We start from the raw sequence: 20,619 nt of genomic DNA, 5'->3' as shown, positions 1-20,619 counted from the left end.
CGTACAATAAGACAGTTTATGCGTCAAAAAACAAACCCGATTCTTACAAATATGTCATATTTTTCCTTCTGATTCTTGAATGCTTTTGATTCCTTCTTCCAAAATTTTCATTTGTAAGATTGTTTCTTCATCTTTGATGACTTTTTCTGCGCCATTAACTAATGTCTCGTAAATCCCTTCGTAGACACGGCTGTAATCACCAACCTCGGAAATTACTTTTTCTTCATGATAACTCTCTTGTTCATCTATATAGGTCAATACACCATAATGTTCGGGCAAATCGATACCAAAGTCTTCATGATCAGGCATGTAAAACATTTTCAGATGTTCTTCTTGTCGATCTTTTGTTTGTTTCACGAACATCCCTTTTTTTCCGTAAACGACGAAACTTGGACGTTCTTTGATGCGGAAATAACTGGATTTTATCGAAATTTTCATATTTCCATAGAAAAAATCCAGATCGAAGTAATCATTCATTCGTCCTTTCCCTAAAAGTTGACGTACATCATAGCTGATATCATCTGGTTCGCCGAAATAAGAAAGAACTTGATCTACTGTATGACAAGCATGTCCATATAAATAGCTGTTCGCAGTAGAAAATTCATGCGTATTTTCTGGTACTTCCGGTCTGAAATAATCATAATGCATTTCTACTTCTAAAATATCCCCTAATTTTCCGCTTTCGATTACTTTTTGGACTGTCAAGAAGTCAGAATCGAACCGTCTGTTTTGGTAACATTGGATAAATAGCCCTTTTTCTTTTGCTAATGCAAATAACTCTTCTGCTTCCTTTGACGTTTCTGCAAAAGGTTTCTCTACTAGTATATTCTTACCATGTTCGAGTGCCATTTTTCCATATTCATAATGAAATTGACTAGGTGTAGTGATGACAACTAATTGGATCTCAGGATCATCCCAAAGATCAGACAGCTGATCAGTATATTCGATGTCTTCGAATGTTTTCCACACTGGTTCAGATGGGGAAAAAATTTTTTTGATATTGATTTTGTTCGTAAGTTTTCTTGAAAAAGGCAAATGATAGCGATTTGTACTCTTTCCATTGCCAAGATAAGCGATTGTAAGCATGAGTGGTGCCTCCTTTTATTGATGTTTTCAGTATATCCTAGAAAAGCGCAGAAAGTATTTATAATAGCTATTCTGGTAAAAAAGTTCAGAAAAACACTTGTTATTATTCGGTTTGATGAAATTAATGTTCAAAGTAAGGATAAAAATCAAAAAGATAGTAGCGGAACCAAGTATTTATCAGTAAGATAGAATTTGGAGGTCAGATCATGCTTATTGAAGAAAAACTAACAAAACAAGAGTTGTTTACCACGACAGAGAAACGGATTGCCGATTACATCCGTAGGAATATCGAAGCTGCAGTCTACATGACGATTGAAGAATTAGCAAAAGCTACGTATACTTCCCATTCAGCTATCATTCGTTTATGCAAAAAAAATGGGATTCAGCGGATTTAAAGAATTCCGTTTCGAGTTAGGGTGGGAAGTTCATCAATTGATTGCTCAGTTCAATCAAACGATTGATCCTAATTTTCCTTTTTCAAGTGAAGATAGCACTCAGCAAATTGCAAAGAAAATGGCGGATTTATCGATCCAGTCAATAAAAAAAGCACAATTGCAGATTGAACATGAAGATTTAGATCAAATCGGTAAAGTATTGAACAAGGCACAGCGAATCTTTCTTTTTGCAAAAGGTGATTCTCAAATCACGGCAAGGAAATTCCAGAATAAAATGGTCAAGTTGAATAAGTTTTTGATCATGGCCGAAGAATACAGTGATTCTTCTTGGAATGCAGCCAATTTGATTAGCGAGGATTGCGCCATTTTTATTAGCTACAGCGGTCGCATCCATCATTATGAACGAATAATGACCTATTTGAAGCATGTAGAGGCCCCTACCTTGCTGATTACCGGAAATCAGCATTCAGAAATGGCCAAACAGGCTGATATGTGTCTTGTTATATCGCAGGAGGAATATGATTTTGCTAAAGTAGCAACTTTCTCCTCTCAAATTGCCTTCGATTACGTATTAAATACGTTATTCTCAGTGATATATTCTCAAAATTTTGAAGAGAATATCCGCAACTTGAAAAACAAACAAGAATTGATGCAAAAAGGCCTTCTTAAAGAATATCGGAAAACTTAAGAAAAGATCCTCATTTAGTAATGAGGAAGATAGTGTTTGATAGGCTCTCTTTGATATCATCATAAAAACAGGCTGAAGTTTTCTTTTTCAAACTTCAGCCTGTTTGTTTACGGAACGATTCGAATAGATATATTATAGAAATGAGGAATAGCTAACTTCTGTTTCTTATTTTGAACGATTGACGAAAAAGATATATAAGAAGGAGGAAAATCAGTATACATGCAGCTAACAATCCATACAGGAAAAATCGTTTGTTCTCGGATACTTTCTGTACTTCTTTTTGAACTTCTTTTGCATGATAAGGAACCCGGTGCCCTCTGACAAGTAAGCGATGACTGTTGACCATATAAGGTGTACAAGTTAGGAGTGTCACGAAATCCTGCCCTTTTTCGATTCTCAGATCTTTTGTATCAGTCGGTTCTACCGTCTTGATCTGATCGACTTGATAAGCGAGTGTCCGTCCATTGATTTCGATATAGAAAGAATCACCTAAAGTCAGTTTCGGTAAGTCTGTGAACAACTTTGCTTGAGGCAGTCCTCGATGGCTGGAAATAACGGCATGTGTATTTTCTCCCCCCGTAGGATAAGACGTTCCTTCCAATAATACGGAAGACGCACGCTGCCATTTCCAATCGAAAAAAAGAAGATCAAAGAAATTATGGTCAAGAATAATTGTCAGTTGAATTTGTTTCAGGAAGAAAGCCCATATGAGCAATCTTTCTTTATTATGTATTTTGTTGTGCATCTCATGAGAGAATCCCAAGGAACTCCATTTGAATGGAAAGCTGGAGACTCTTATGTACAGTTGATAAATATCGATAAAAAAGACTTCTTAATCTTGAAAAATCTCTTAGGAAAATTGAAGTACAGCAGCTATATAAAAGTAGTGAACTATTTTGTCAATACGATTTTTTCAGAATTTTCGGAGAAAGAAAAAAATGAAATCAGTGAGCAGATACGAAAAAATATGTCCTACTGTTCGTTTTCATCCTCTGATTGCAAAGAAAAAAACGAAGAATATGTTGTTCAATTATTAACGCAAATTTATTTTTTCTCCCGTATTTTCCCATACGATACGACTCATTTGACGATCTGTGCAACTTACTTTGCACAGCAGATGCAACACCGCCAGATACGTCTATATGCTGGATTTCGTGCAGAACTTCAATTTTATTCCACTCTACTGAATCAGAATCTGATTTATTATTTATCTAGCTATATCTTTTGGATGCTTATCGGTAATCCTGAAATTCACCATTATACTTCTGATAAAAAAATACTGATCATCAGTGACTTAAGTCTTCGACATAGTCAATATATTGAAGAATATATCAGTGATATTCTTGCTGTGCATAAAATTCACTCTGAGACAACTGCTATTACTGAAGATCAGCTGTCGAAATACAATCTTCTCGAGTATGATCTGATCGTTACGAATCAACCCATTTTGAATGCCCATGTTCCTCATATATTGATTGATGATAGTGTGTCATTCGCAAATGAAGAAGAACTCATCCGCTTATTCGAGTTATGAATAATCAAAAAACAGCTATGTATAAACCACCCTGATAAAAATTTCAGGACAAACACACATAGCTGTTTCTTTTTATTGTATTCCTTCAGCAATCCAACGAGATTTATAGCGAAAGTCTTTTAACAACTCTTCTTTTGTCCAATTATTTGCAATGAGATCCGTCAATGTGTTCATTACGAGGGACATGGAAAAGTATAGGAAACTAACTGCTTCTTCCGACGATTGAATGGAGAAATGATTGATTCTTAATAATTCCAGCCATTTTTTGTTCATTGGAGAATCAGCCGATAGTTCTCTACGTTTGGTTGTCTGCTGATCATTTCGCTGGGTTAACAAGTATAACCTTTGCCAATAGATACTTTCGTGATCTAAGTCGCAGCACCACTCTAAATATTTTTCGATCCCCAAAAAGAAATGTTGTTTGTTTTCGCTAATGAATTTTAAGATATCTTGATGGACTATGTGAGAACTGCTTTTGATCGTATACAAATAAGCATCTTCCAAATCTTGAAAATATTTATAAAAAGCACCGCGCGACATCCCTATCTTGTCAACGATCTCTGAGACTTTGACTTGGCTGATGTGCTGTGAGCAAAATATCTCCAGTAATAGGTCATCGATTCTCTGTTTCTTTGCGTTCGATAAATTGAAAAAAGTTTCTTTTGGCATCCACATCTCTCCTTTATCTCTGATTATACGTGGATAGCCCTTCATTGTCATGAAGGATTCATTCCTTCTTTTTCTCTTCTTCTGTCAAGTACCCATCTTCCATTCGATAAACGCGATCACTCCATTGAATCATACGGACATCATGAGTAACCATAATAGTCGCTTTTTGTTTCTCATGAGCTTCTTTAACTAGTAATTTGACGACTTCATATGCATGATCTGTATCCAAACTAGCTGTTGGTTCGTCTGCTAAGATCAAGCTTGGCTCATTATATAAAGCGCGAGCAATTGCCACTCTCTGTCTTTCTCCACCAGAAAGGTCTTTAGGATAACTATTTTTAAGTGACTGGATATCTAAAGATTGCAGCAAGGAATCGATTTTTGTTGAATCTTCTTTTTTTGAAGTAACTTGGTCGACTAGTTCAAATTGTTCCTTTACCGTTAAAAAAGGAATCAAATTAGAGCTTTGGAGAATAAATCCAATTTCTTTAAAGCGTAAATCTGCTCGTTTTTTTTCTGGAAGCTCAGTTAGAGAGTGACCGTTGATCACTATTTCTCCGGAAGTCGGTGTTTGCAATCCTCCTGAAATGGTAAGGAAAGTACTTTTACCTGAACCAGAAGGACCAATGATGCTGACGAATTCTCCTTCCTTTACATAAAAATCAATTGCTTTCAAAGCTGAGACCTTTGTATGACCAGAACCAAATGTTTTGGTAACTTTTTTCATCGTTAATATTTTTTTCATTTTTATTAACCTCCTATTGCTGTAATTGGGTCTACTTTGGTTATCGTACGTATCGAAAACAATCCGCCTAGCATTGCAACAATGATCAAAATCCCACTATATAGCAACCATTGTGACCAAAAAACAGCAAAAGGCATCGCGCTTGGTAAAATCAGACTAGTCAAATAAGCAAACAAAAGAGCAAGCAGAACGCCTACCACCCCAACAATAAAGGACTGTGCTACTAAAGATTTAGCGATGAAGAAATTTTTGATCCCTTGTGCTTTCATTACTCCAAAAATAGCAGTCTTCTGAAGTGTCATCACGTACATGAAAATACCGACCACGGCAGCAACCACTAAGAACAAAAAGTATATCATCGCATTTAAGGTCATATTTTGGGCAGAATAGCCAGGAATACTTTCAATGAATGTCCCAATAGTTAATAACTGTAGACCCTTCGATGCTTTTTCTTTCGAAATTTTAGCTGAATCCTTTATTACGATCCCATTGATCGGCTGTTCTTCTTCAGAAGCAAACGGCTGTTGTCCATACTTCAAAGCAGTCCACGTATCTAGGGACGCATAGATGACGGGAGAAACTGTGTAATAAGTTTCAGGAAAGATACCAACAATCGTCAAAGGATCGTCGTAACTGCCAATTTTGATCGTATCTCCAATTTTATAGCCTGAATCAGCCAGATTTTGAGAGATGATGATTTCATTCTTTGTTTTAAATTCATGCCCTTTCGTGAGTTTTGGTAATAAAAATGCTTCTTTCGTTGTGCCGAAAACTGTAACATTTTCTTTGTTTTTTCCTTTGATTGCTCCGCTGTACAATCCGATTGGTGCTTTCTCTCCTTCTTCAATGTATTTCAGATCTCCTCTTGTTAATTGTGAAGCTGCAAATACTTGATTTGCATCCTCCGATAAAACAATCTCTTGTGCGTCCCAATCATCGATTGCTTTTTTAAACTCTTCTGAAAGTCCATTCGCTAGTCCTGACAACATGAATACGACATACGCAATCAAGAACATAATACCGACGATCAAGCCATATCGTAATTTAGAATAGCGAATTTCTTTGATAGCTAGAAACATTTGTTTTTCCTCCCTATGATAGATTGATAGTGACAAAATGTCACTCGTTGAATAGTGTAACTCCAAAGTGACATTTTGTCACTTATGTTGTTTTTTTTCTTATCAATAAATTGTCTAAGACATCTTTCGATAAAACCTTAACATGAGTCATAAAAAATTTATTTAAGCCTTATTTATGCTTTCCATGATAAACTAAAGTGACCAAATCAATGAGGTGGGAAAATGATTAAACTATTAGTAGTAGAAGACGATAAAGTATTATCCAATAATATAAAAGAAATACTCGCTGCAATCGGCGAGATAACACAAGTTTATGATGGTAGTGAAGGACTGTTCGAGTTGGAAAGTGGAGTTTATGATCTTGCAATCTTGGATTTGATGATGCCGGAAATGAATGGATATGAAGTGTTAGCAAAAATACGGAAAGAAAAAATACAGACTCCAGTATTGATTTTGACTGCAAAAGATAGTTTGGAAGATAAGATTGAAGGATTTGAACGAGGTGCAGATGATTATCTAACAAAACCTTTCTATCGAGAAGAACTGATCATGCGCGTGAAAGCATTATTGAAACGCTCGCTAGGTCTCTTTGATGAAAATGTTCTGAAGTATAAGGATATCAGTTGTGATTTAAAAAGCAATGAAGTCTTGTATAAAGAACAAGTTTTGCCCATACAAGGAAAAGAGTTTGAATTGCTCGTTTATTTTTTACAAAATAAGGGAATCATTTTGACAAAAGAGCAGATATTTGACCGGATCTGGGGATTTGATTCTGATACGACGATTACAGTTATTGAAGTTTATATGAGCAACTTACGAAAACATCTGCGAAGTACTGGATTGGATAAAGAAATCAAAACCTTACGTAATGTCGGTTATATACTGCAAAGGGTGTGATGCAATGAATGGAGATATTACACGAAAGCAACGTAGTCGCTTTTTTGCGACAAATGTAGCAGCATTTGCTTTTATCTTTTTTCTTTTGGGATTCATTACTTTACAGATATTAAACCAATCTGCATACAGAGAAACAGATCTGTCATTAGAGAAAATAAATTTTGATTCTCGAACAGTACAATTAGAGATACAAAGATATCAGCAAGGCGATCCCTTTTTAAACCCGACTCAAACGGAACAAAACAGAACAAACATGGAACAGCCATTAATGGAACCATCAAATGACCGTTTTAACACTCAAGTGATCTTGTGGTCTAAAAATGGTGAGATATTGAATAAAGCAGCTATTGGTGGGCGTTTCAACCAAATCAAAGAATTAAAAATGGATACGAAAAATCTGAATACCATCCAAAATATTGAATTAAATGAAGACAGTGGCTCATCTGCCCTCTCTTTCCGTTCGATTACGAAAAAAGCGGAGACGAATCAAGATGGCGTTGCCTACATCCAAATTTTAGAAAATACAAATCAAATCAAGAATTCATTAGCGACTTTTCGCACGATTATGATTTTGTGTATGATTGTTTTTTGGATTCTCTCTATTGGTATCAGTTATTACTTGTCTAGTCTAAGCATGCGCCCTATTATTCTTTCTTGGAGAAGACAAAAAGAATTTGTTGAGAATGCTTCTCATGAATTGCGCACACCGTTAACGATTATTCAAAATAGTTTGGAACATCTTTTTACCAAGCCTAATCATACTATTATTGAAGAATCCGAAAGCATCGCTCAAGCATTGTCAGAGACGAGGCGCCTCACTGGATTGACTTCGGATTTGCTGACAATCGCTCGGAATGATTCTGATCAGCAGCTGCTTTCAAAGCAAATGATCAATACACAAGAATATATCGAACAACTTGTTAAACCATTTCAAGAGATGGCCACCATAGATGGAAAAGAGTTTATTCTCCATAACGATGCAACATTAGAAGTACCAATTGACGAAAAAAAAATCCATCAAGTTTTGGTTATTTTGCTGGATAATGCATTAAAATATACGAATCCAGAAGATAAGATCATTTTGGACTCATCTGTTAACCATAAAGAATGGCTGATTCACGTAAAGAATACTGGCCCTTCTATCAGTGAAGAAGATCAAGCAAGGATTTTTGATCGATTTTATCGGGAAGATCAATCTAGGGCGAAAGAGACTGGCGGATACGGGCTTGGCTTGGCAATTGCAAAACAGGTGATCGAACAGCATCATGGACAAATTTCTGTATCCAATTATCTTCCACAAGGAGTCGATTTTAAAGTCCAATTGCCGTTGAAGCCTAAAAAATAATGCTTATCCCTAAAAAAGGGCTGTGACAAATGTACCGACCCCCAAAAGTTAGACCAAAAAATCTAACTTTTGGAGGTCGGTATTTTTTATGGCTAAGTATACTTTTGAACTTAAATTAAAGATCGTTCATGATTACTTGGATGGTAAAGGCGGAAGTGATTATCTGGCAAAGAAATATTCCATTAAGGCTCCATCACAAGTGAAGCGCTGGATCAATGCCTATCAAGAATTTGGTGAAGAGGGTCTAGTAAGAAAGCGACAAAAGAAAAAATATTCTGTTCAATTTAAGCTGGATGCGATAGAGTTATATCTAACAAGTGAGCTGTCCTATCGTGAAGTTGCCAACACACTTAACATGAACAACCCTAATTTGATCGCTAGTTGGATGCGTCAATTCCGTGAGGGTGGGATCGATTGACTCTCAAAAACGAAAGGATGTCCACCTATCTTGTCTAAGAAAAATGAACCCAAAAATAAGAAAAAATCTACAACTAAAGCAACGTCTAAAGAACGTGAACGCATCGAGGAGTTGGAGAAACGAGTCCGTTCCCTTCAAATTGAAAATGCCTTTTTAAAAGAATTGAGGAAGCTGCGAAAACAGGAAGCCCAACAACGACGAATGAAGCAATCGCACGAATCATCGCAAGCCTCCGAGGACCGTTTAAATTAGTTGAGCTTCTAGAAACTTTAAAGTTCCCTAAGGCAACCTTTATGTACTGGCAAAAACGATTGGACCGTAAAAATCCAGATCAAGAGATTGAAGCGGAAATGCTTAAAGTTCGGGAGAAGCACAAGGATTATGGCTGTTTACGGATGACCAATGAACTAAGAAACCGCGGTTTCTCTATCAATAAAAAGAAAGTTCAGCGCCTGATCAAGAAGCTAGGAATAAAAGTAACGACATACACACGTAAATCACGGCGCTACAATTCTTATCGAGGACAAGTCGGAACAGTAGCCAAAAATCAGATCCATCGTCGTTTCTACACCAGTATCTGCCATCAGAAAATCACGACGGATACAACTGAATTTAAATACCATGAAGTGGATGCCAAAGGCATTATCCGTCAAAAGAAATTGTATCTAGATCCTTTTATGGATATGTTCAATAGTGAGATTTTATCCTATCGTATCTCTGAAAAGCCCAATGCATTAGCGGTAATGGAAGGTTTGGAGGAAGCTATCCAGACCACTAACGATTGTCCCTATCGTCGTACGTTTCACTCAGATCAAGGTTGGGCGTATCAAATGAAAGCTTATAGAAACAAATTGAAGGAGTACAAAATCTTTCAAAGCCTGTCTCGGAAAGGGAACTGCTTAGATAATTCACTTATGGAGAATTTTTTTGGCTTATTAAAACAAGAGATTTTTCACGGGAAAGTTTATAACTGTTTCGAGGAATTAAAATCAGCCATCGATAGCTATATCTATTACTACAATAATGAACGGATAAAACAGAAATTAAACTGGCAAAGTCCCGTCCAATTTCGTAAAACAACCGCAACGGTTGTGTAAAAATATCATTTTAGAGCATGAAAAAAGGAGTGGATTTCTCCACTCCAAAAAAGTCTAACTTTTGGGGGTCACTACAAAAAGTCTTGTCACAGCCCTTTTTTGTTGCGAATAAACGGTGTTCCAGAAGTAGCTTCTTCGGAAATAAGCCGAAATTTCTTTAAGCTGACCACTTCTGTCACAACCTCTTTAGCTTACGCTTACGATTTTTTATTGCGGTCTTCAATGTGTACATCACCGCTTGTGTCAATATCCAATTCTTCTCGGCTAACATCTTCTGTCACTTTTTCAACATCTTCATGTTCTTCTTTATGAATCCCAACTTCTTCACGAACAACTGTATGTTTGCTTACATCTACTTGCTCTTCTTTGATTGGGATAGTAATCGTGTCATCTTCCAAGTTTTCGTCTGTTCCCTGTGAAGATTGATCTGTTACTGGTTTGCGTTCGATGACGATTTCTTCACGTTTGACCGGTACTTCTACCGTTTCAGTATCGTTGACCACATGTTTGTGGATGTCGACTTCTCCAGTTGTCACATCATGTGTATTTACATCTAATTTTTCTTCTTTTAGTTGAATTGTATCATCATCTAGATTTGGTTTGCGATCGATGTCTTCAGTCTTGCTTGTACCCATTGTATCAGTCTCGCCAGGTACGTCCATCGGATCAGTTCCTGGTGTCATATTCAATGGATCCGTTGTATTTTGAAAGCCTGTCGTGCCACCTACGTCCATTGGATCTGTTCCAGTGCCAGTTTCTAATCCAGTCCCCATTGTGCTTGCTGGGCTAACAGTATCTTGTGTATCCATTGTATCTTCTGTTGTTTCTGGCTGACGATAGCCTTTTACTGTGATGACAAATTTTCCATCAGAAATATCTCCTCTATATTGATATAAAGGATCATTTTCTGGTGTAGCCGTCTCAGAATCATAGGTATCAAAAGAAAAAGTATCTTTTATTTTTTCCCATAAAGAACGGTCTTCTTCACCATCCATCCGATTTTCATCTGTTTCAACATCTATACCAGACAATCCGTCAAATCCTAGTCTAGATGCTGCTTCATCAGTAGTATAAATAACGATATCATCTCGTTCATACCCTTCGTTACGCAACCGTTCAATTACTGATAATGCTTCTTCCCTCGTACTATAGCTTCCGATGACCGTTAAATTTTTCTCTTCCATGTAAATTCCTCCTAGCAAATAGATTTATGATTGGTATATTGTTACTTATAAATTTATTCTATAGGAGACGATTGTTTTCTACAAATATTTAGATTGGAATTTAATTAAAACAATTTAATTTAAATTTGAAAACATTTATGTTAATGAAGTCATATTCTAATAAAATGTCATTTGTTTCTATATGAATTTTTATGAAAAATTTCATATAATTTCCACTCGTTGTGATGGTTTAATTTATCCAATCCATCAATAAGCAAACAACTTATATAAAAAAGGATTAATTCTCAGTATAATTGCTCCTACCATAGAATAAATCTTCATGTAAAGTAATGAAGTACCAACTATTTCTAATACTTATTTAAGAATTATCCCAACAATATCGTTAGACAAACCATTATTGAATAAATGGAGAGCCAATCGATTCTGAAAAAATGTTTTCTAATTTTTCGGAAATAAAAGAAAAAGCCTCCTGCCATTAGAACGAACCAAATCCATTTCATTGCTCATGAAGTAACCACATAGCTAAAAAGAGGATAAATCAATTAAAATATCAAAAGAATGACTGCACTAATAAAATAACTAAAAATGTATCTTCTTACTTCAAATCTTTTAGCTAGTACTTTTAAAAGACAGTTAAAAATTTGCTTCCTAAGATCAAGACAAACTGTCTATCTTCATTTGATGAAATGCGGTAAAATATAGAAAATGAACACTATTGGAGGGAATTTGTAATGGACAGCAAAACTAGAAAACAACTGCAAGAAAAGTTAAAGCAACGTACACACTTGCTCCCTTCCGTCTTTCAACAGTTTTTAGAAGAAAATCGTTCTTCCCTTTCATTAGGCAGTCGCTATGAATACGCAAAAGATTTTCATCTGTTTACTGATTATTTGAGAAAAGTATTTTCTGAAGAAGTGGATGATCAGCTGATTATCCATTTAGAAAAACAAGATTATCAGAATTTCTTAGCTAAAATCTATCGACATACTCGTTCGTTCCAAACTACAGCGAACCAAGAAACGGAGCAATTGTTTGAAAATAGCTATTACGGGATTTCAAGGAAGCAATATTCATTAAATCATTTTTTACGATTTTTGTATCAAAAAGGACTGATTGAAGAAGAGATTTCTCTTTTGGGTACAAGTTTACCGGAAACAACCAAAGCAGCTCCGCGATATATCGATGCAGAACTTTTCAAAGATTTTGAGCATTTGTTTATCCCGATTGAAGGCTTTCGAACAAGCAGAGAAGCTAGCTTTGAAGAAAAGAATCGACCGAGGAACCTTGCAATTACTGCCATTCTTCTGTATTGCGGATTAAAGATCCATGAAGTAGTAGAACTTAAACGTAAAGATGTATCTTTGACCAAGCAGATTCTTAATCTGAATAGAAAAGAAAACAGACTGAATAAAGTACCAATACCAAAAGAAGCGATGCCGTTTCTGGAGAACTATTTTGAGTTAACAGCACAAAATACGGACGAAAATTCTTTTGTTTTTCGTTCCTCACATGATCAGCAAATTTCTCCTCGGACTATTCGCCAAATTTTGAGCAAAATTACAGTATATAAAAACGTATCGCCAGAACTATGCAGAAAAACATATCGTTATTATGCAGAACTATATTTAGATGATGCTGACGCGGTAAATTATTTATGTGGTAATCGATACCTCTCATCCCATTCTTTTCAAGATATCTGGGAAAAGATGGTTGATTTTTCTTATCACGAATTAGCGGCATTCGTTCAGGTTTCTTCCATATAAAACAAATGTATGATCTTTTTTTCACAATAAACTATGTTACTATATAAATGATTATGTTACGATTATCTTGAATTTGTGTATTACTTAACAAAAGATAATGGAGTGTGAATGATGGAGACCATAACGTATTCCCCTTTGAACTTATTTACGAATTTTCAAGAAGCTGCAGCTAACTTTTCCGAGACCTCGATTATCTTTGATGAGCCACTTTCAGCTTTCCCAGAATTAGGACTTGAAACAACTTACAAAAAATGCTGCGAAAGTGTGTTGAAACGGGCTTGTCAATTGGCTCATCTTGGAGTGAAATCCGGATACAAAGTTATTATTTATAAGAGTTCCGCTTTTGACACATACCTTCTAGCTGTTTCTGTGTCTTACCTTGGTGCAGTGCCTGTCATGACTTCTTATCATCTACCAACAACAACAATGGAAGTATTTATCGATCGTTTAGAAGACCCTTTCATTTTATTTGATGATGAGACAAAAAAGCGAGTGAGAGAAATTTCAAATGGAACAAAATCAAAACAGATTCCTATTCTTTATTTAATGGAACAACCTGATTTGTCTGTTTCTCAATCATTTTTAGACAAAAATGAAATTTCTTATATGACCCATACTTCTGGTACAACTGGTATCCCTAAACTTATTTGTCATTCTGCTCATTCTATGGGATGGCGGACGAAATGGCAAAAAACAGTTTTCACAAAAATTTCGGAAAAGAAATTAATCGCTTTTCACATCTCTCCAGTGCATTCCAGATTCAATATTGGTATCTCTTCTTTGATGTCCATGGGATTTCCTATGATGCCTTTAGCAAACGCACAAAGTTCAAAAGTTGTTCATATGTTGGAAGTTCACCGGCCAATTGCACTAGAGACCCATCCGAATAACTTTGTTCAGTGGCGTTTTACTGCTAAGGAGCATCCAGAAGCTTTTTCGGGTATCCGATACTATCACTCCACTTTTGATGCTATAAACAACCAGACAATGAAGACATTTTTGCGAACGTCGATGGCACAGGATGCGGTATTTCTTCAAGTATATGGCCAAAGTGAATGCGGACCAATGATTCTTAAGGCTCATACACTAGAGAGTTTGAAAACAAGTGATGCAAGAGATATGGGCGTTGGACTGGAAGACATGACAAGCGCTCGGATTACAGATTCAGTTGGGAATGTCCTACCTGAAAACACAGATGGTCATATACAATTACTGTCTAAAGGACGGGCTTTGACTTATTACAAGGAAGATGCACGGTTCCAGGAAAATGTTTATGGCGATTGGTGGGATAGCGGAGATTACGGTTTTATGGATAAGCATGGCCACCTATTTTTGAAAGATCGGCAAGTGGATTTGATCGAAACGATCAATAGTACATTAGCTATTGAAGACTTTTTATTAGATTCGTTAGATTTTTTGGCAGAAGTAGTGATTGTAAGGGATAAAAATCATTCTCCACAACCGATTATTGCTTTAGCTCCTGACAAAGAAATGGATTGGAATCGATGGTGGGAGCAAGTCCATGAACTTCCTCGCTTGAACGTCCCTATCATCCGTGATTTTGATGCAATCCCGCGAACAGCTACAATGAAAGTGCAACGGCTTCAAATCGAGAAAGAATTAAAATCACAAAAGTCCTAACTATTTAAGGAAAGAAAGATCCATTTTGGTCTTTCTTTTCTTTTTGTTTTTTTAAATTGGATGAGATAAAAATATGCCAATTGGCTGTTTTTCTTTTTTGAAAATTTCGTTATACTCTTATTCATGGAGGAAAATGTTATGAAAAGAATCTTGACAATTGGCGGTTCTGATCCATTTGCTGGTGGAGGAATCCAAACAGATTTAAAAACTTTTGAGAATTTTGGTCTATTCGGACTAAGCGCCTTGACTTCTATAGGGGCACTAGATATTAATGAGCGATTTATGCTGGAATCTATATCTTTGAAATTGCTTAAACGACAGTTAGTTTCGATTGATAAAATGACTTCATTAGATGGTATCAAAATTGGGTTATTGAACTCAAGTGAAGCAATCATGGTTGTTCGAGACTTCATAAAAACAAAACAAAATATCCCAATCATTTTAGACCCTGTTTTGGCATTCAAAGAAACTGAAGCTGTGATCAATCAATTGTATATTTCGCAGCTCATCGAAGAACTTTTTCCACTTGTTACGATGATTACGCCTAATTTGGCAGAAGCTGCTTTACTTTCTGGTCAAGCTCTTCCCTCTTCGTTAACAGAAATGATCCATCTCGCTAAAGAACTCACTGCTTCAGGAACAAAAAACATTGTGATCAAAGGCGGCACAAGGATGGCTGGAGATGAAGCTGTGGATCTTCTCTATTCAATTGATCATTATGAGGTATTTTCTCATAAAAAAATCGACACTACAACAGTAAACGGGGCCGGTTGTGCCTTTTCTTCTGCAATAACAGCGAATCTTGTGTTAGGGGCAGACTTTACCAAAGCAGTAGCAGAAAGTAAAAAATTTGTTGCCCATTGTATTTCTAATGGTGTGCTGATGAACGATCATACCGGAAGCGTCTGGTCTGGCGGTATTCAAAAAGGAGGAATGAGAAATGAAAACTAAGCAATTAACGATCTATGCTATGCTGATTGCGTTGACAGTTGCCCTTTCATTAACAATTTTGATCCCTGTACCGGCTACGAATGGATTTGTGACATTATGCGAGGCCGGAATCTATACCGCTGCTTTTCTTTATGGTCCAACGGGTGGATTAGTTGTTGGTGCTTCCAGTGGTCTATTGATCGATTTGATTTCAGGATATCCGCAGTGGGCAGTTTTTTCATTAGTGATCCACGGGTTACAAGGATATGTTGCTGGTTCTTTCAGCAAATCTTCTACTCGTATGTGGGGATTAGGGCTTTTATTAGGAAGCTTAGTTATGATCATCGGCTATGGTATCGCCGGTTGGATTTTATATGATTGGCCGGCTGGAGTGGCTTCTATACCAGGAAACATCTTCCAAAATCTGATTGGAATGGGACTTGCCTTTCCTATAACTGCAAGTCTTCAACGTATTCAAGCACGGAAGCAATATTAATTGAAAAAGAAGGTTTTAGAAAATGAAGTTGTCAGAAAAAGAATTAAAAGACCAATTGACTGAAATAGTTAATGACATATTGGCTGAGGCACGCTTGAAAAAAGGTGATCTTTTTGTTTTAGGATGCAGCACAAGCGAAGTCGTTGGAGGACATATTGGAAAAAATTCCAGTGCGGAAGTTGGTCAATGGATCATCCGTACGTTAAAAGAGTTGTTGGATCCTAAAGAAATTGCGCTAGCTGTCCAAGGTTGTGAACATTTGAACCGAGCATTAGTAGTAGAACGAACAGTGGCAGAAGCAAAAAATTTCGAAATTGTCTCTGTTGTTCCTGCACTACATGCTGGAGGTGCGTGTTCTGTTGCTGCTTTTGACCAGTTCAATGATCCTGTCGAAGTGGAACACGTAGTTGGACAAGCCGGTATCGATATCGGTGACACATCAATCGGTATGCATATCAAACATGTCCAAGTACCTGTCAGACCTCGTTTGAAAACCCTTGGACAAGCTCACGTGACAGCCCTTCGCTCTCGTCCTAAATATATCGGTGGTCCTAGAGCGAATTATTGAAATGAGTAATTGACAGAGCAATCTGAAAAACTTCCTCGCAAAGTCCAACTAATGAACTTTAACGAGGAAGTTTTACTTGTTTGTTTTATATAACCGAGCTTCATAAGGTGCTAGTATGCCTTTAGCTTCAAATTCTCCGCTAGAGGAATTTGACAAGAGTAATGTCCAGGACTGATCTGCTTCTTTTGGAAGTTCATAGTCAGCAAGTGATTCTGTTAAGTTTACCATAATAAGATATTGTTCATCTTCTAAATATCTTTCATAGACATAAAGTTGTGGATGTTCATGAAGATATTCTTTATAAGAACCGTATATCAGACCTTTATTGGTTTGTCTAATGCGGATCATGTTCTTATAGAATTGCAGGACCGACTCTGGTTCATATTCTTGTTGTTCTACATTGATCGTTTTGGTATTTGGATTAGTGATCAGCCAAGGTTCATGTGTAGAAAAACCAGCATATTGTTCCGAAGTCCATTGCATGGGTGTCCTGCTGTTGTCTCTCGTTGTTTCACGAATGATATCCAATGCTTCTTCTCTTGTCTTACCTTCCGCAAGCAGCCTTTTATAAAGTCTTTTCGAATCTACTGCATCAACTTGATCGATCGATTCAAAGGGCATATTCGTCATTCCGATTTCCTGTCCTTGATAAATAAATGGCGTACCTTGCAAAAAGAAATACATCATAGCGATTGCTTTTGCAGACATAGCCCAAAACTCGGGACGAGTATCTCCAAACACTGAAACGGCACGAGGAACATCATGGTTTTCCATATATAAAGCGTTCCATCCGATACCATCCAATGAAGTTTGCCAAGCGCTTAATGCATGTTTCAATTTAAGGACATCTAATTGCCCTTCTTTTTCTTGCTGCCAGATATGGATATGATCAAATTCGAATATCATATCGAAATAACCGTCTTTCCCTACCCATTGTGGTCCTTCTTCTGCAGTGACACCACTTGCTTCTCCGACAGTCATGATATCGTACTCTTCAAAAACATGTTTCAAATCGGTCAAATGTTCTTCGATTCCTGAGACATTTTGAAAGGGTGAGAAAGGGTTCTCTGTGGCTTTTACTGAATATTCATCTTTTTTTACATGAGAAATCGCATCTAAACGAAATCCATCTATCCCTTTATCCAACCACCATCGGATCATATTGAATAGTTCTTCTTTCAATTTCTCGCTTTCCCAATTTAAGTCTGGTTGTTCTTTTGCAAAAACATGCAGATAATACTGTCCAGTTTCATGAGAATACTCCCAAGCAGAACCGCCGAAAATCGATGTCCAATTATTCGGTTCTTTGCCATCTACCCCGTCGACCCAAATGTAATAATCGCGATACGGGCTTTCTTTAGATTTTTTCGATTCTTCAAACCATTGATGCTGATCCGAACTATGATTGATGACAAGATCCATAATCACTTTGATCCCTAATTCATGTGCTTCTTTTAGCAATAAATCAAAATCTTCCATCGTTCCGAATCTCTCTTCTATATCTTGATAGTCACTTACGTCATAACCATTATCGACAAATGGAGATTGATAGATCGGATTGATCCAGATAAAGCCGATACCAAGATCTTTCAAATAATTAAGTTTTTCACGGATCCCATTGATGTCTCCTTGACCATTGCCGTTGCTATCTTTGAAACTAGCAGGATAGATTTGATAGCCTACTGCTTCTTTCCACCATTTTTGTTCTTGTATCATATCGTTTCACTCCTTTAACGGTCCCTCTTGATTATAACCGATTCTATTTTAGAAGTATCCTTGTTACCGGTAACTAGAAACGAAAAGCTCAATGAATCTGCTAAGTGCGTTCGTTGAGCTTTATTTTATCATAGATAGCGGGCAATCAGTTGAATCATTTGCTTGGGAAATTCATTCAAGTCAGTAATATCTACAAAACGACTTTCACCGTAGATCGACTTGATTTCTTCTTTGTCTTGGCCAATAGCTGCGGAGACAAATAGGATTCCTTGACGCTCATATTCTTTCAAAACAGACTGGATATCTTCTTTTGCTTTTTTGCCTGTATAATCCGGCAACGCTTTTGGCTGACCGTCACTAATATTAAGCAACAGTTTGGTTGTTGCGGATTGTCTGTTTAATTTTTCTGCTGCTAAACGAAGTGCCGCACCATCACGATTGTTTTGCCTTGGTTTCATAGTGACTAATTTTTCATTTAACCATTGAAATCCGTCTTCAAATTCTTTATAAGAAAACAAAGAAGTCTTTTCTCTTGACGAACGGTCTGCTGTATCTCCGTAAATCAACAATGGGATATCGACTTTCTTAGAAAATTCGGCAATGGCAATCGCTGCTTTTTTTGCCGCTTCGATCCGATCATCCCGTATCATTGACCCAGATTCATCGATCCGTACAGCTACCGCTAAAGAAGGTTGCTCATGTGGCGGGTTCTTTTTGTCAAAATTCCTCAAATCACCATATGCTACTTTGCTTGCATTGAACCGCTGACCTTCGTATTTTCCTTTTTGGTACGTCTCTGTTTGTTCATTATCCAGTAACTCTAAAATTTGTCGGCTAAGTGATTCTACTATTGGCATTACTTGCATGTGTAGCTCACGTACTTCCGGCGTTTTTCCTTGGAAAGATGGTCGGTGAACGATGAGACCTTCTTTTTCATGAATCGTTTCCTTCATGATTTGTCGCGCTTCTTTATTCAGTTGCTTCTTGATTTCCTTATCATGTGCTTCCATGTCAGAAGCAGACATTTCTTGAGAATCATCTCCTGTTTGTTGTTCTTTTTGATTTTTTCCTTCGATATCGCTACTGCGTTCTTTTTGCATTTGAGGAGGAAACTCGTTTTTTTCTATTGTTTCTTCTTGTTTCTCTTCTCCCTCATTTGGTTCTTCAGCAGACAACGATTTCTTTTCATCTAAGCGCAGAATTTCTTCAGCATTTTCAGTGATGTTTCGTTCATTTGCTTCTTCGGCGCTAATGGTTCTTCCTTTTGTATGCTCAGATTGAGGATGACCCCATTTTTCTTTTCTCAATATGTCCTGAAGTTCCAGTAGCAATCCACTGTCAGACAAAGCTTGTTCAAGAATTGCCAATTCATCTGGATCAGTGGATAATTTATACAAAACTTTTGGATAAATCGACTGGAGTAAATCTTGTCCTTGCTTATAGGTATTTGCCCAATAAAAATAAGAACGCATTCCTGCTACACCTTTGATGGCGTTAGCTTTTGCAGTTTCATCCAACAAACGGATAATCTCTGCCATCTTTAAGAGAAGTTCTTGTTTTTGGATCATGGTTTTCGCCATCGCACGTTCTGCCATGACTTTTAAGGCAGGAAGATCCATTTTTTCCGCATGTTGCATCCGATCTCTTAAAGATTCATTTAATGGACGATTTCCTTGGTAATTTCGATTTGTAGTGATCACAATGACGCAATCTGGATGGCGACGAATGATTCCTGTCGGTAAATTCAACATCCCATTTGGTTCAAGCGCTGAGTTAAGTGCCACAAGAACAGAGGCATCTCGGATGACAGTCGGCTCTTGAATCTCTAATAAATATCCTTTTTCAATCGCTCGAACGATTTCAGAAGGATAATAGCTGTAATGGATTGCATCTGGATAATCAGCTTCGATCCTTTGAACTAGCTCTGCTAATTTTTCTTTAGCAGAAAAAGGATCAATGCCGTAATGGTTCTGGATCAGTGTCAGTACAGCTTCAAGTGTATCTGTTTGGTAAATAGCTTCTAGTAATTCTTGGTCTTGTTCCTTATTAGAATCTACTACAGGTAATAAGGCTCCGAAAACATCTGATTTGTCCATATCTGCAAAACAGGTCACTTTTGTATAGGGAAGTTGCAGATCAGCAGATAGTGCTTTGGCTAATTGTGTCTTCCCCGACCCGGCATCTCCTTCCAAAAGTACGTTACTGACTTTCATTTCAGGATCTTGCCAATTCCCTTTAATTTCGGAGGCGATCCGCCATTCTTCTGCACTTGTCCGATGGCTTTTCGGTTTCTTCCAGATCATTTGCTTTTCTAGCCGTGAAAAGGTTCGGTTTTCTGTTAGTGAGAAATTCTCCATGCTTCTCTTCC

Annotated in this window: 18 protein-coding genes and 2 pseudogenes; 12 read left to right on the top strand and 8 right to left on the bottom strand. The window is 37.0% G+C overall.

The window, feature by feature from the left end; translation table 11 throughout:
* Positions 1–54: 54 nt before the first annotated feature.
* Positions 55–1,086 (bottom strand): Gfo/Idh/MocA family oxidoreductase, encoded by a 1,032-nt coding sequence (locus IGJ87_RS06185; protein ID WP_002325706.1) that lies wholly within the window; start codon positions 1,084–1,086, stop codon positions 55–57.
* 206 nt (positions 1,087–1,292) lie between these two features.
* Here IGJ87_RS06185 and IGJ87_RS06180 point away from each other — a divergent pair.
* Positions 1,293–2,169: pseudogene (locus IGJ87_RS06180) on the top strand (MurR/RpiR family transcriptional regulator).
* 151 nt (positions 2,170–2,320) lie between these two features.
* Here IGJ87_RS06180 and IGJ87_RS06175 read toward each other — a convergent pair.
* A pseudogene (locus IGJ87_RS06175) lies at positions 2,321–2,773 on the bottom strand (class C sortase); the annotation flags it as partial.
* A 144-nt stretch (positions 2,774–2,917) separates the two neighbouring features.
* Between IGJ87_RS06175 and IGJ87_RS06170 the strand changes: the two are divergent.
* Positions 2,918–3,703, top strand: coding sequence for a hypothetical protein (locus IGJ87_RS06170; protein ID WP_002325707.1), 786 nt, complete (start codon positions 2,918–2,920; stop codon positions 3,701–3,703).
* A 72-nt stretch (positions 3,704–3,775) separates the two neighbouring features.
* Here the strand turns inward: IGJ87_RS06170 and IGJ87_RS06165 are convergent, their stop codons facing one another.
* From IGJ87_RS06165 to IGJ87_RS06155, 3 genes are read right to left on the bottom strand one after another with little or no spacing between them, the layout of a single operon-like run.
* Entirely contained in the window at positions 3,776–4,423 is a 648-nt protein-coding gene (locus IGJ87_RS06165) for a TetR/AcrR family transcriptional regulator (RefSeq protein WP_002324090.1), read from the bottom strand.
* Positions 4,424–4,430: 7 nt separating this feature from the next.
* Positions 4,431–5,117, bottom strand: coding sequence for an ABC transporter ATP-binding protein (locus IGJ87_RS06160; protein ID WP_002286060.1), 687 nt, complete (start codon positions 5,115–5,117; stop codon positions 4,431–4,433).
* 5 nt (positions 5,118–5,122) lie between these two features.
* Positions 5,123–6,196 carry an ABC transporter permease gene (locus tag IGJ87_RS06155; protein ID WP_002325708.1) on the bottom strand — a complete coding sequence of 358 codons (1,074 nt, stop codon included), beginning with the start codon at positions 6,194–6,196 and terminating at the stop codon, positions 5,123–5,125.
* A 222-nt stretch (positions 6,197–6,418) separates the two neighbouring features.
* Between IGJ87_RS06155 and IGJ87_RS06150 the strand changes: the two genes are divergently transcribed.
* The 5 genes from IGJ87_RS06150 (at position 6,419) to IGJ87_RS06130 (ending at position 9,953) form a co-directional block, all read left to right on the top strand.
* Complete coding sequence (locus IGJ87_RS06150) at positions 6,419–7,093, top strand: response regulator transcription factor (protein WP_002286063.1); 675 nt, start codon at positions 6,419–6,421, stop codon at positions 7,091–7,093.
* Between the two features lie 4 nt (positions 7,094–7,097).
* Entirely contained in the window at positions 7,098–8,438 is a 1,341-nt protein-coding gene (locus tag IGJ87_RS06145; RefSeq protein WP_002297809.1) for a sensor histidine kinase, read from the top strand.
* Positions 8,439–8,526: 88 nt separating this feature from the next.
* Positions 8,527–8,856: a transposase gene (locus IGJ87_RS06140; protein WP_002325709.1), complete on the top strand. Its 330-nt coding sequence runs from the start codon at positions 8,527–8,529 to the stop codon at positions 8,854–8,856.
* Positions 8,857–8,886: 30 nt separating this feature from the next.
* Positions 8,887–9,108 carry a hypothetical protein gene (locus IGJ87_RS06135; protein WP_002343483.1) on the top strand — a complete coding sequence of 74 codons (222 nt, stop codon included), beginning with the start codon at positions 8,887–8,889 and terminating at the stop codon, positions 9,106–9,108.
* Positions 9,018–9,953: an IS3 family transposase gene (locus IGJ87_RS06130; RefSeq protein WP_425277773.1), complete on the top strand. Its 936-nt coding sequence runs from the start codon at positions 9,018–9,020 to the stop codon at positions 9,951–9,953. The genes IGJ87_RS06135 and IGJ87_RS06130 overlap by 91 nt, the downstream gene beginning before the upstream one ends.
* A gap of 197 nt (positions 9,954–10,150) precedes the next feature.
* Here the strand turns inward: IGJ87_RS06130 and IGJ87_RS06125 are convergent, their stop codons facing one another.
* Positions 10,151–11,137, bottom strand: coding sequence for a DUF2382 domain-containing protein (locus tag IGJ87_RS06125; RefSeq protein ID WP_002318678.1), 987 nt, complete (start codon positions 11,135–11,137; stop codon positions 10,151–10,153).
* 731 nt (positions 11,138–11,868) lie between these two features.
* Here IGJ87_RS06125 and IGJ87_RS06120 point away from each other — a divergent pair.
* From IGJ87_RS06120 to IGJ87_RS06100, 5 genes are all read left to right on the top strand, one after another.
* Positions 11,869–12,900, top strand: a complete 1,032-nt coding sequence (locus IGJ87_RS06120) for a tyrosine-type recombinase/integrase (RefSeq protein WP_002302025.1) — start codon at positions 11,869–11,871, stop codon at positions 12,898–12,900.
* Positions 12,901–13,008: 108 nt separating this feature from the next.
* Positions 13,009–14,541, top strand: a complete 1,533-nt coding sequence (locus tag IGJ87_RS06115; RefSeq protein WP_430609066.1) for an AMP-binding protein — start codon at positions 13,009–13,011, stop codon at positions 14,539–14,541.
* A gap of 138 nt (positions 14,542–14,679) precedes the next feature.
* On the top strand, positions 14,680–15,492 hold the full coding sequence (locus tag IGJ87_RS06110; protein ID WP_104858060.1) for a hydroxymethylpyrimidine/phosphomethylpyrimidine kinase: 813 nt from the start codon (positions 14,680–14,682) through the stop codon (positions 15,490–15,492).
* Entirely contained in the window at positions 15,482–15,967 is a 486-nt protein-coding gene (locus tag IGJ87_RS06105) for an ECF transporter S component (RefSeq protein ID WP_002286069.1), read from the top strand. The genes IGJ87_RS06110 and IGJ87_RS06105 overlap by 11 nt, the downstream gene beginning before the upstream one ends.
* A 22-nt stretch (positions 15,968–15,989) precedes the next feature.
* On the top strand, positions 15,990–16,535 hold the full coding sequence (locus tag IGJ87_RS06100; protein WP_002302021.1) for a TIGR01440 family protein: 546 nt from the start codon (positions 15,990–15,992) through the stop codon (positions 16,533–16,535).
* A 72-nt stretch (positions 16,536–16,607) separates the two neighbouring features.
* On the opposite strand, the gene IGJ87_RS06095 is transcribed toward IGJ87_RS06100, so the two are convergent.
* The gene (locus IGJ87_RS06095) at positions 16,608–18,251 is read right to left on the bottom strand and encodes a glycoside hydrolase family 13 protein (RefSeq protein WP_002302020.1); all 1,644 of its coding nucleotides are present in this window, start codon (positions 18,249–18,251) and stop codon (positions 16,608–16,610) included.
* 128 nt (positions 18,252–18,379) lie between these two features.
* Entirely contained in the window at positions 18,380–20,608 is a 2,229-nt protein-coding gene (locus IGJ87_RS06090) for an AAA family ATPase (RefSeq protein ID WP_104858059.1), read from the bottom strand.
* Positions 20,609–20,619: the final 11 nt, after the last annotated feature.

The sequence above is a fragment of the Enterococcus sp. DIV1411a genome (genome assembly GCF_050531945.1).
GTDB classification, from domain to species: Bacteria; Bacillota; Bacilli; order Lactobacillales; family Enterococcaceae; genus Enterococcus_B; species Enterococcus_B faecium.
Note: the sequence above shows the minus strand (reverse complement) of the source record. Positions and strands in the feature narration are given on the sequence as shown.

Coding starts and splice junctions, on each gene's coding strand:
- IGJ87_RS06155 (WP_002325708.1), bottom strand. CDS start 6,196: ATGTTTCTAGCTATCAAAGAAATTCGCTATTCTAAATTACGATATGGC.
- IGJ87_RS06095 (WP_002302020.1), bottom strand. CDS start 18,251: ATGATACAAGAACAAAAATGGTGGAAAGAAGCAGTAGGCTATCAAATC.
- IGJ87_RS06165 (WP_002324090.1), bottom strand. CDS start 4,423: ATGACAATGAAGGGCTATCCACGTATAATCAGAGATAAAGGAGAGATG.
- IGJ87_RS06140 (WP_002325709.1), top strand. CDS start 8,527: ATGGCTAAGTATACTTTTGAACTTAAATTAAAGATCGTTCATGATTAC.
- IGJ87_RS06120 (WP_002302025.1), top strand. CDS start 11,869: ATGGACAGCAAAACTAGAAAACAACTGCAAGAAAAGTTAAAGCAACGT.
- IGJ87_RS06125 (WP_002318678.1), bottom strand. CDS start 11,137: ATGGAAGAGAAAAATTTAACGGTCATCGGAAGCTATAGTACGAGGGAA.
- IGJ87_RS06170 (WP_002325707.1), top strand. CDS start 2,918: ATGAGAGAATCCCAAGGAACTCCATTTGAATGGAAAGCTGGAGACTCT.
- IGJ87_RS06185 (WP_002325706.1), bottom strand. CDS start 1,086: ATGCTTACAATCGCTTATCTTGGCAATGGAAAGAGTACAAATCGCTAT.
- IGJ87_RS06115 (WP_430609066.1), top strand. CDS start 13,009: ATGATGGAGACCATAACGTATTCCCCTTTGAACTTATTTACGAATTTT.
- IGJ87_RS06145 (WP_002297809.1), top strand. CDS start 7,098: ATGAATGGAGATATTACACGAAAGCAACGTAGTCGCTTTTTTGCGACA.
- IGJ87_RS06150 (WP_002286063.1), top strand. CDS start 6,419: ATGATTAAACTATTAGTAGTAGAAGACGATAAAGTATTATCCAATAAT.
- IGJ87_RS06110 (WP_104858060.1), top strand. CDS start 14,680: ATGAAAAGAATCTTGACAATTGGCGGTTCTGATCCATTTGCTGGTGGA.
- IGJ87_RS06100 (WP_002302021.1), top strand. CDS start 15,990: ATGAAGTTGTCAGAAAAAGAATTAAAAGACCAATTGACTGAAATAGTT.
- IGJ87_RS06160 (WP_002286060.1), bottom strand. CDS start 5,117: ATGAAAAAAATATTAACGATGAAAAAAGTTACCAAAACATTTGGTTCT.
- IGJ87_RS06090 (WP_104858059.1), bottom strand. CDS start 20,608: ATGGAGAATTTCTCACTAACAGAAAACCGAACCTTTTCACGGCTAGAA.
- IGJ87_RS06105 (WP_002286069.1), top strand. CDS start 15,482: ATGAAAACTAAGCAATTAACGATCTATGCTATGCTGATTGCGTTGACA.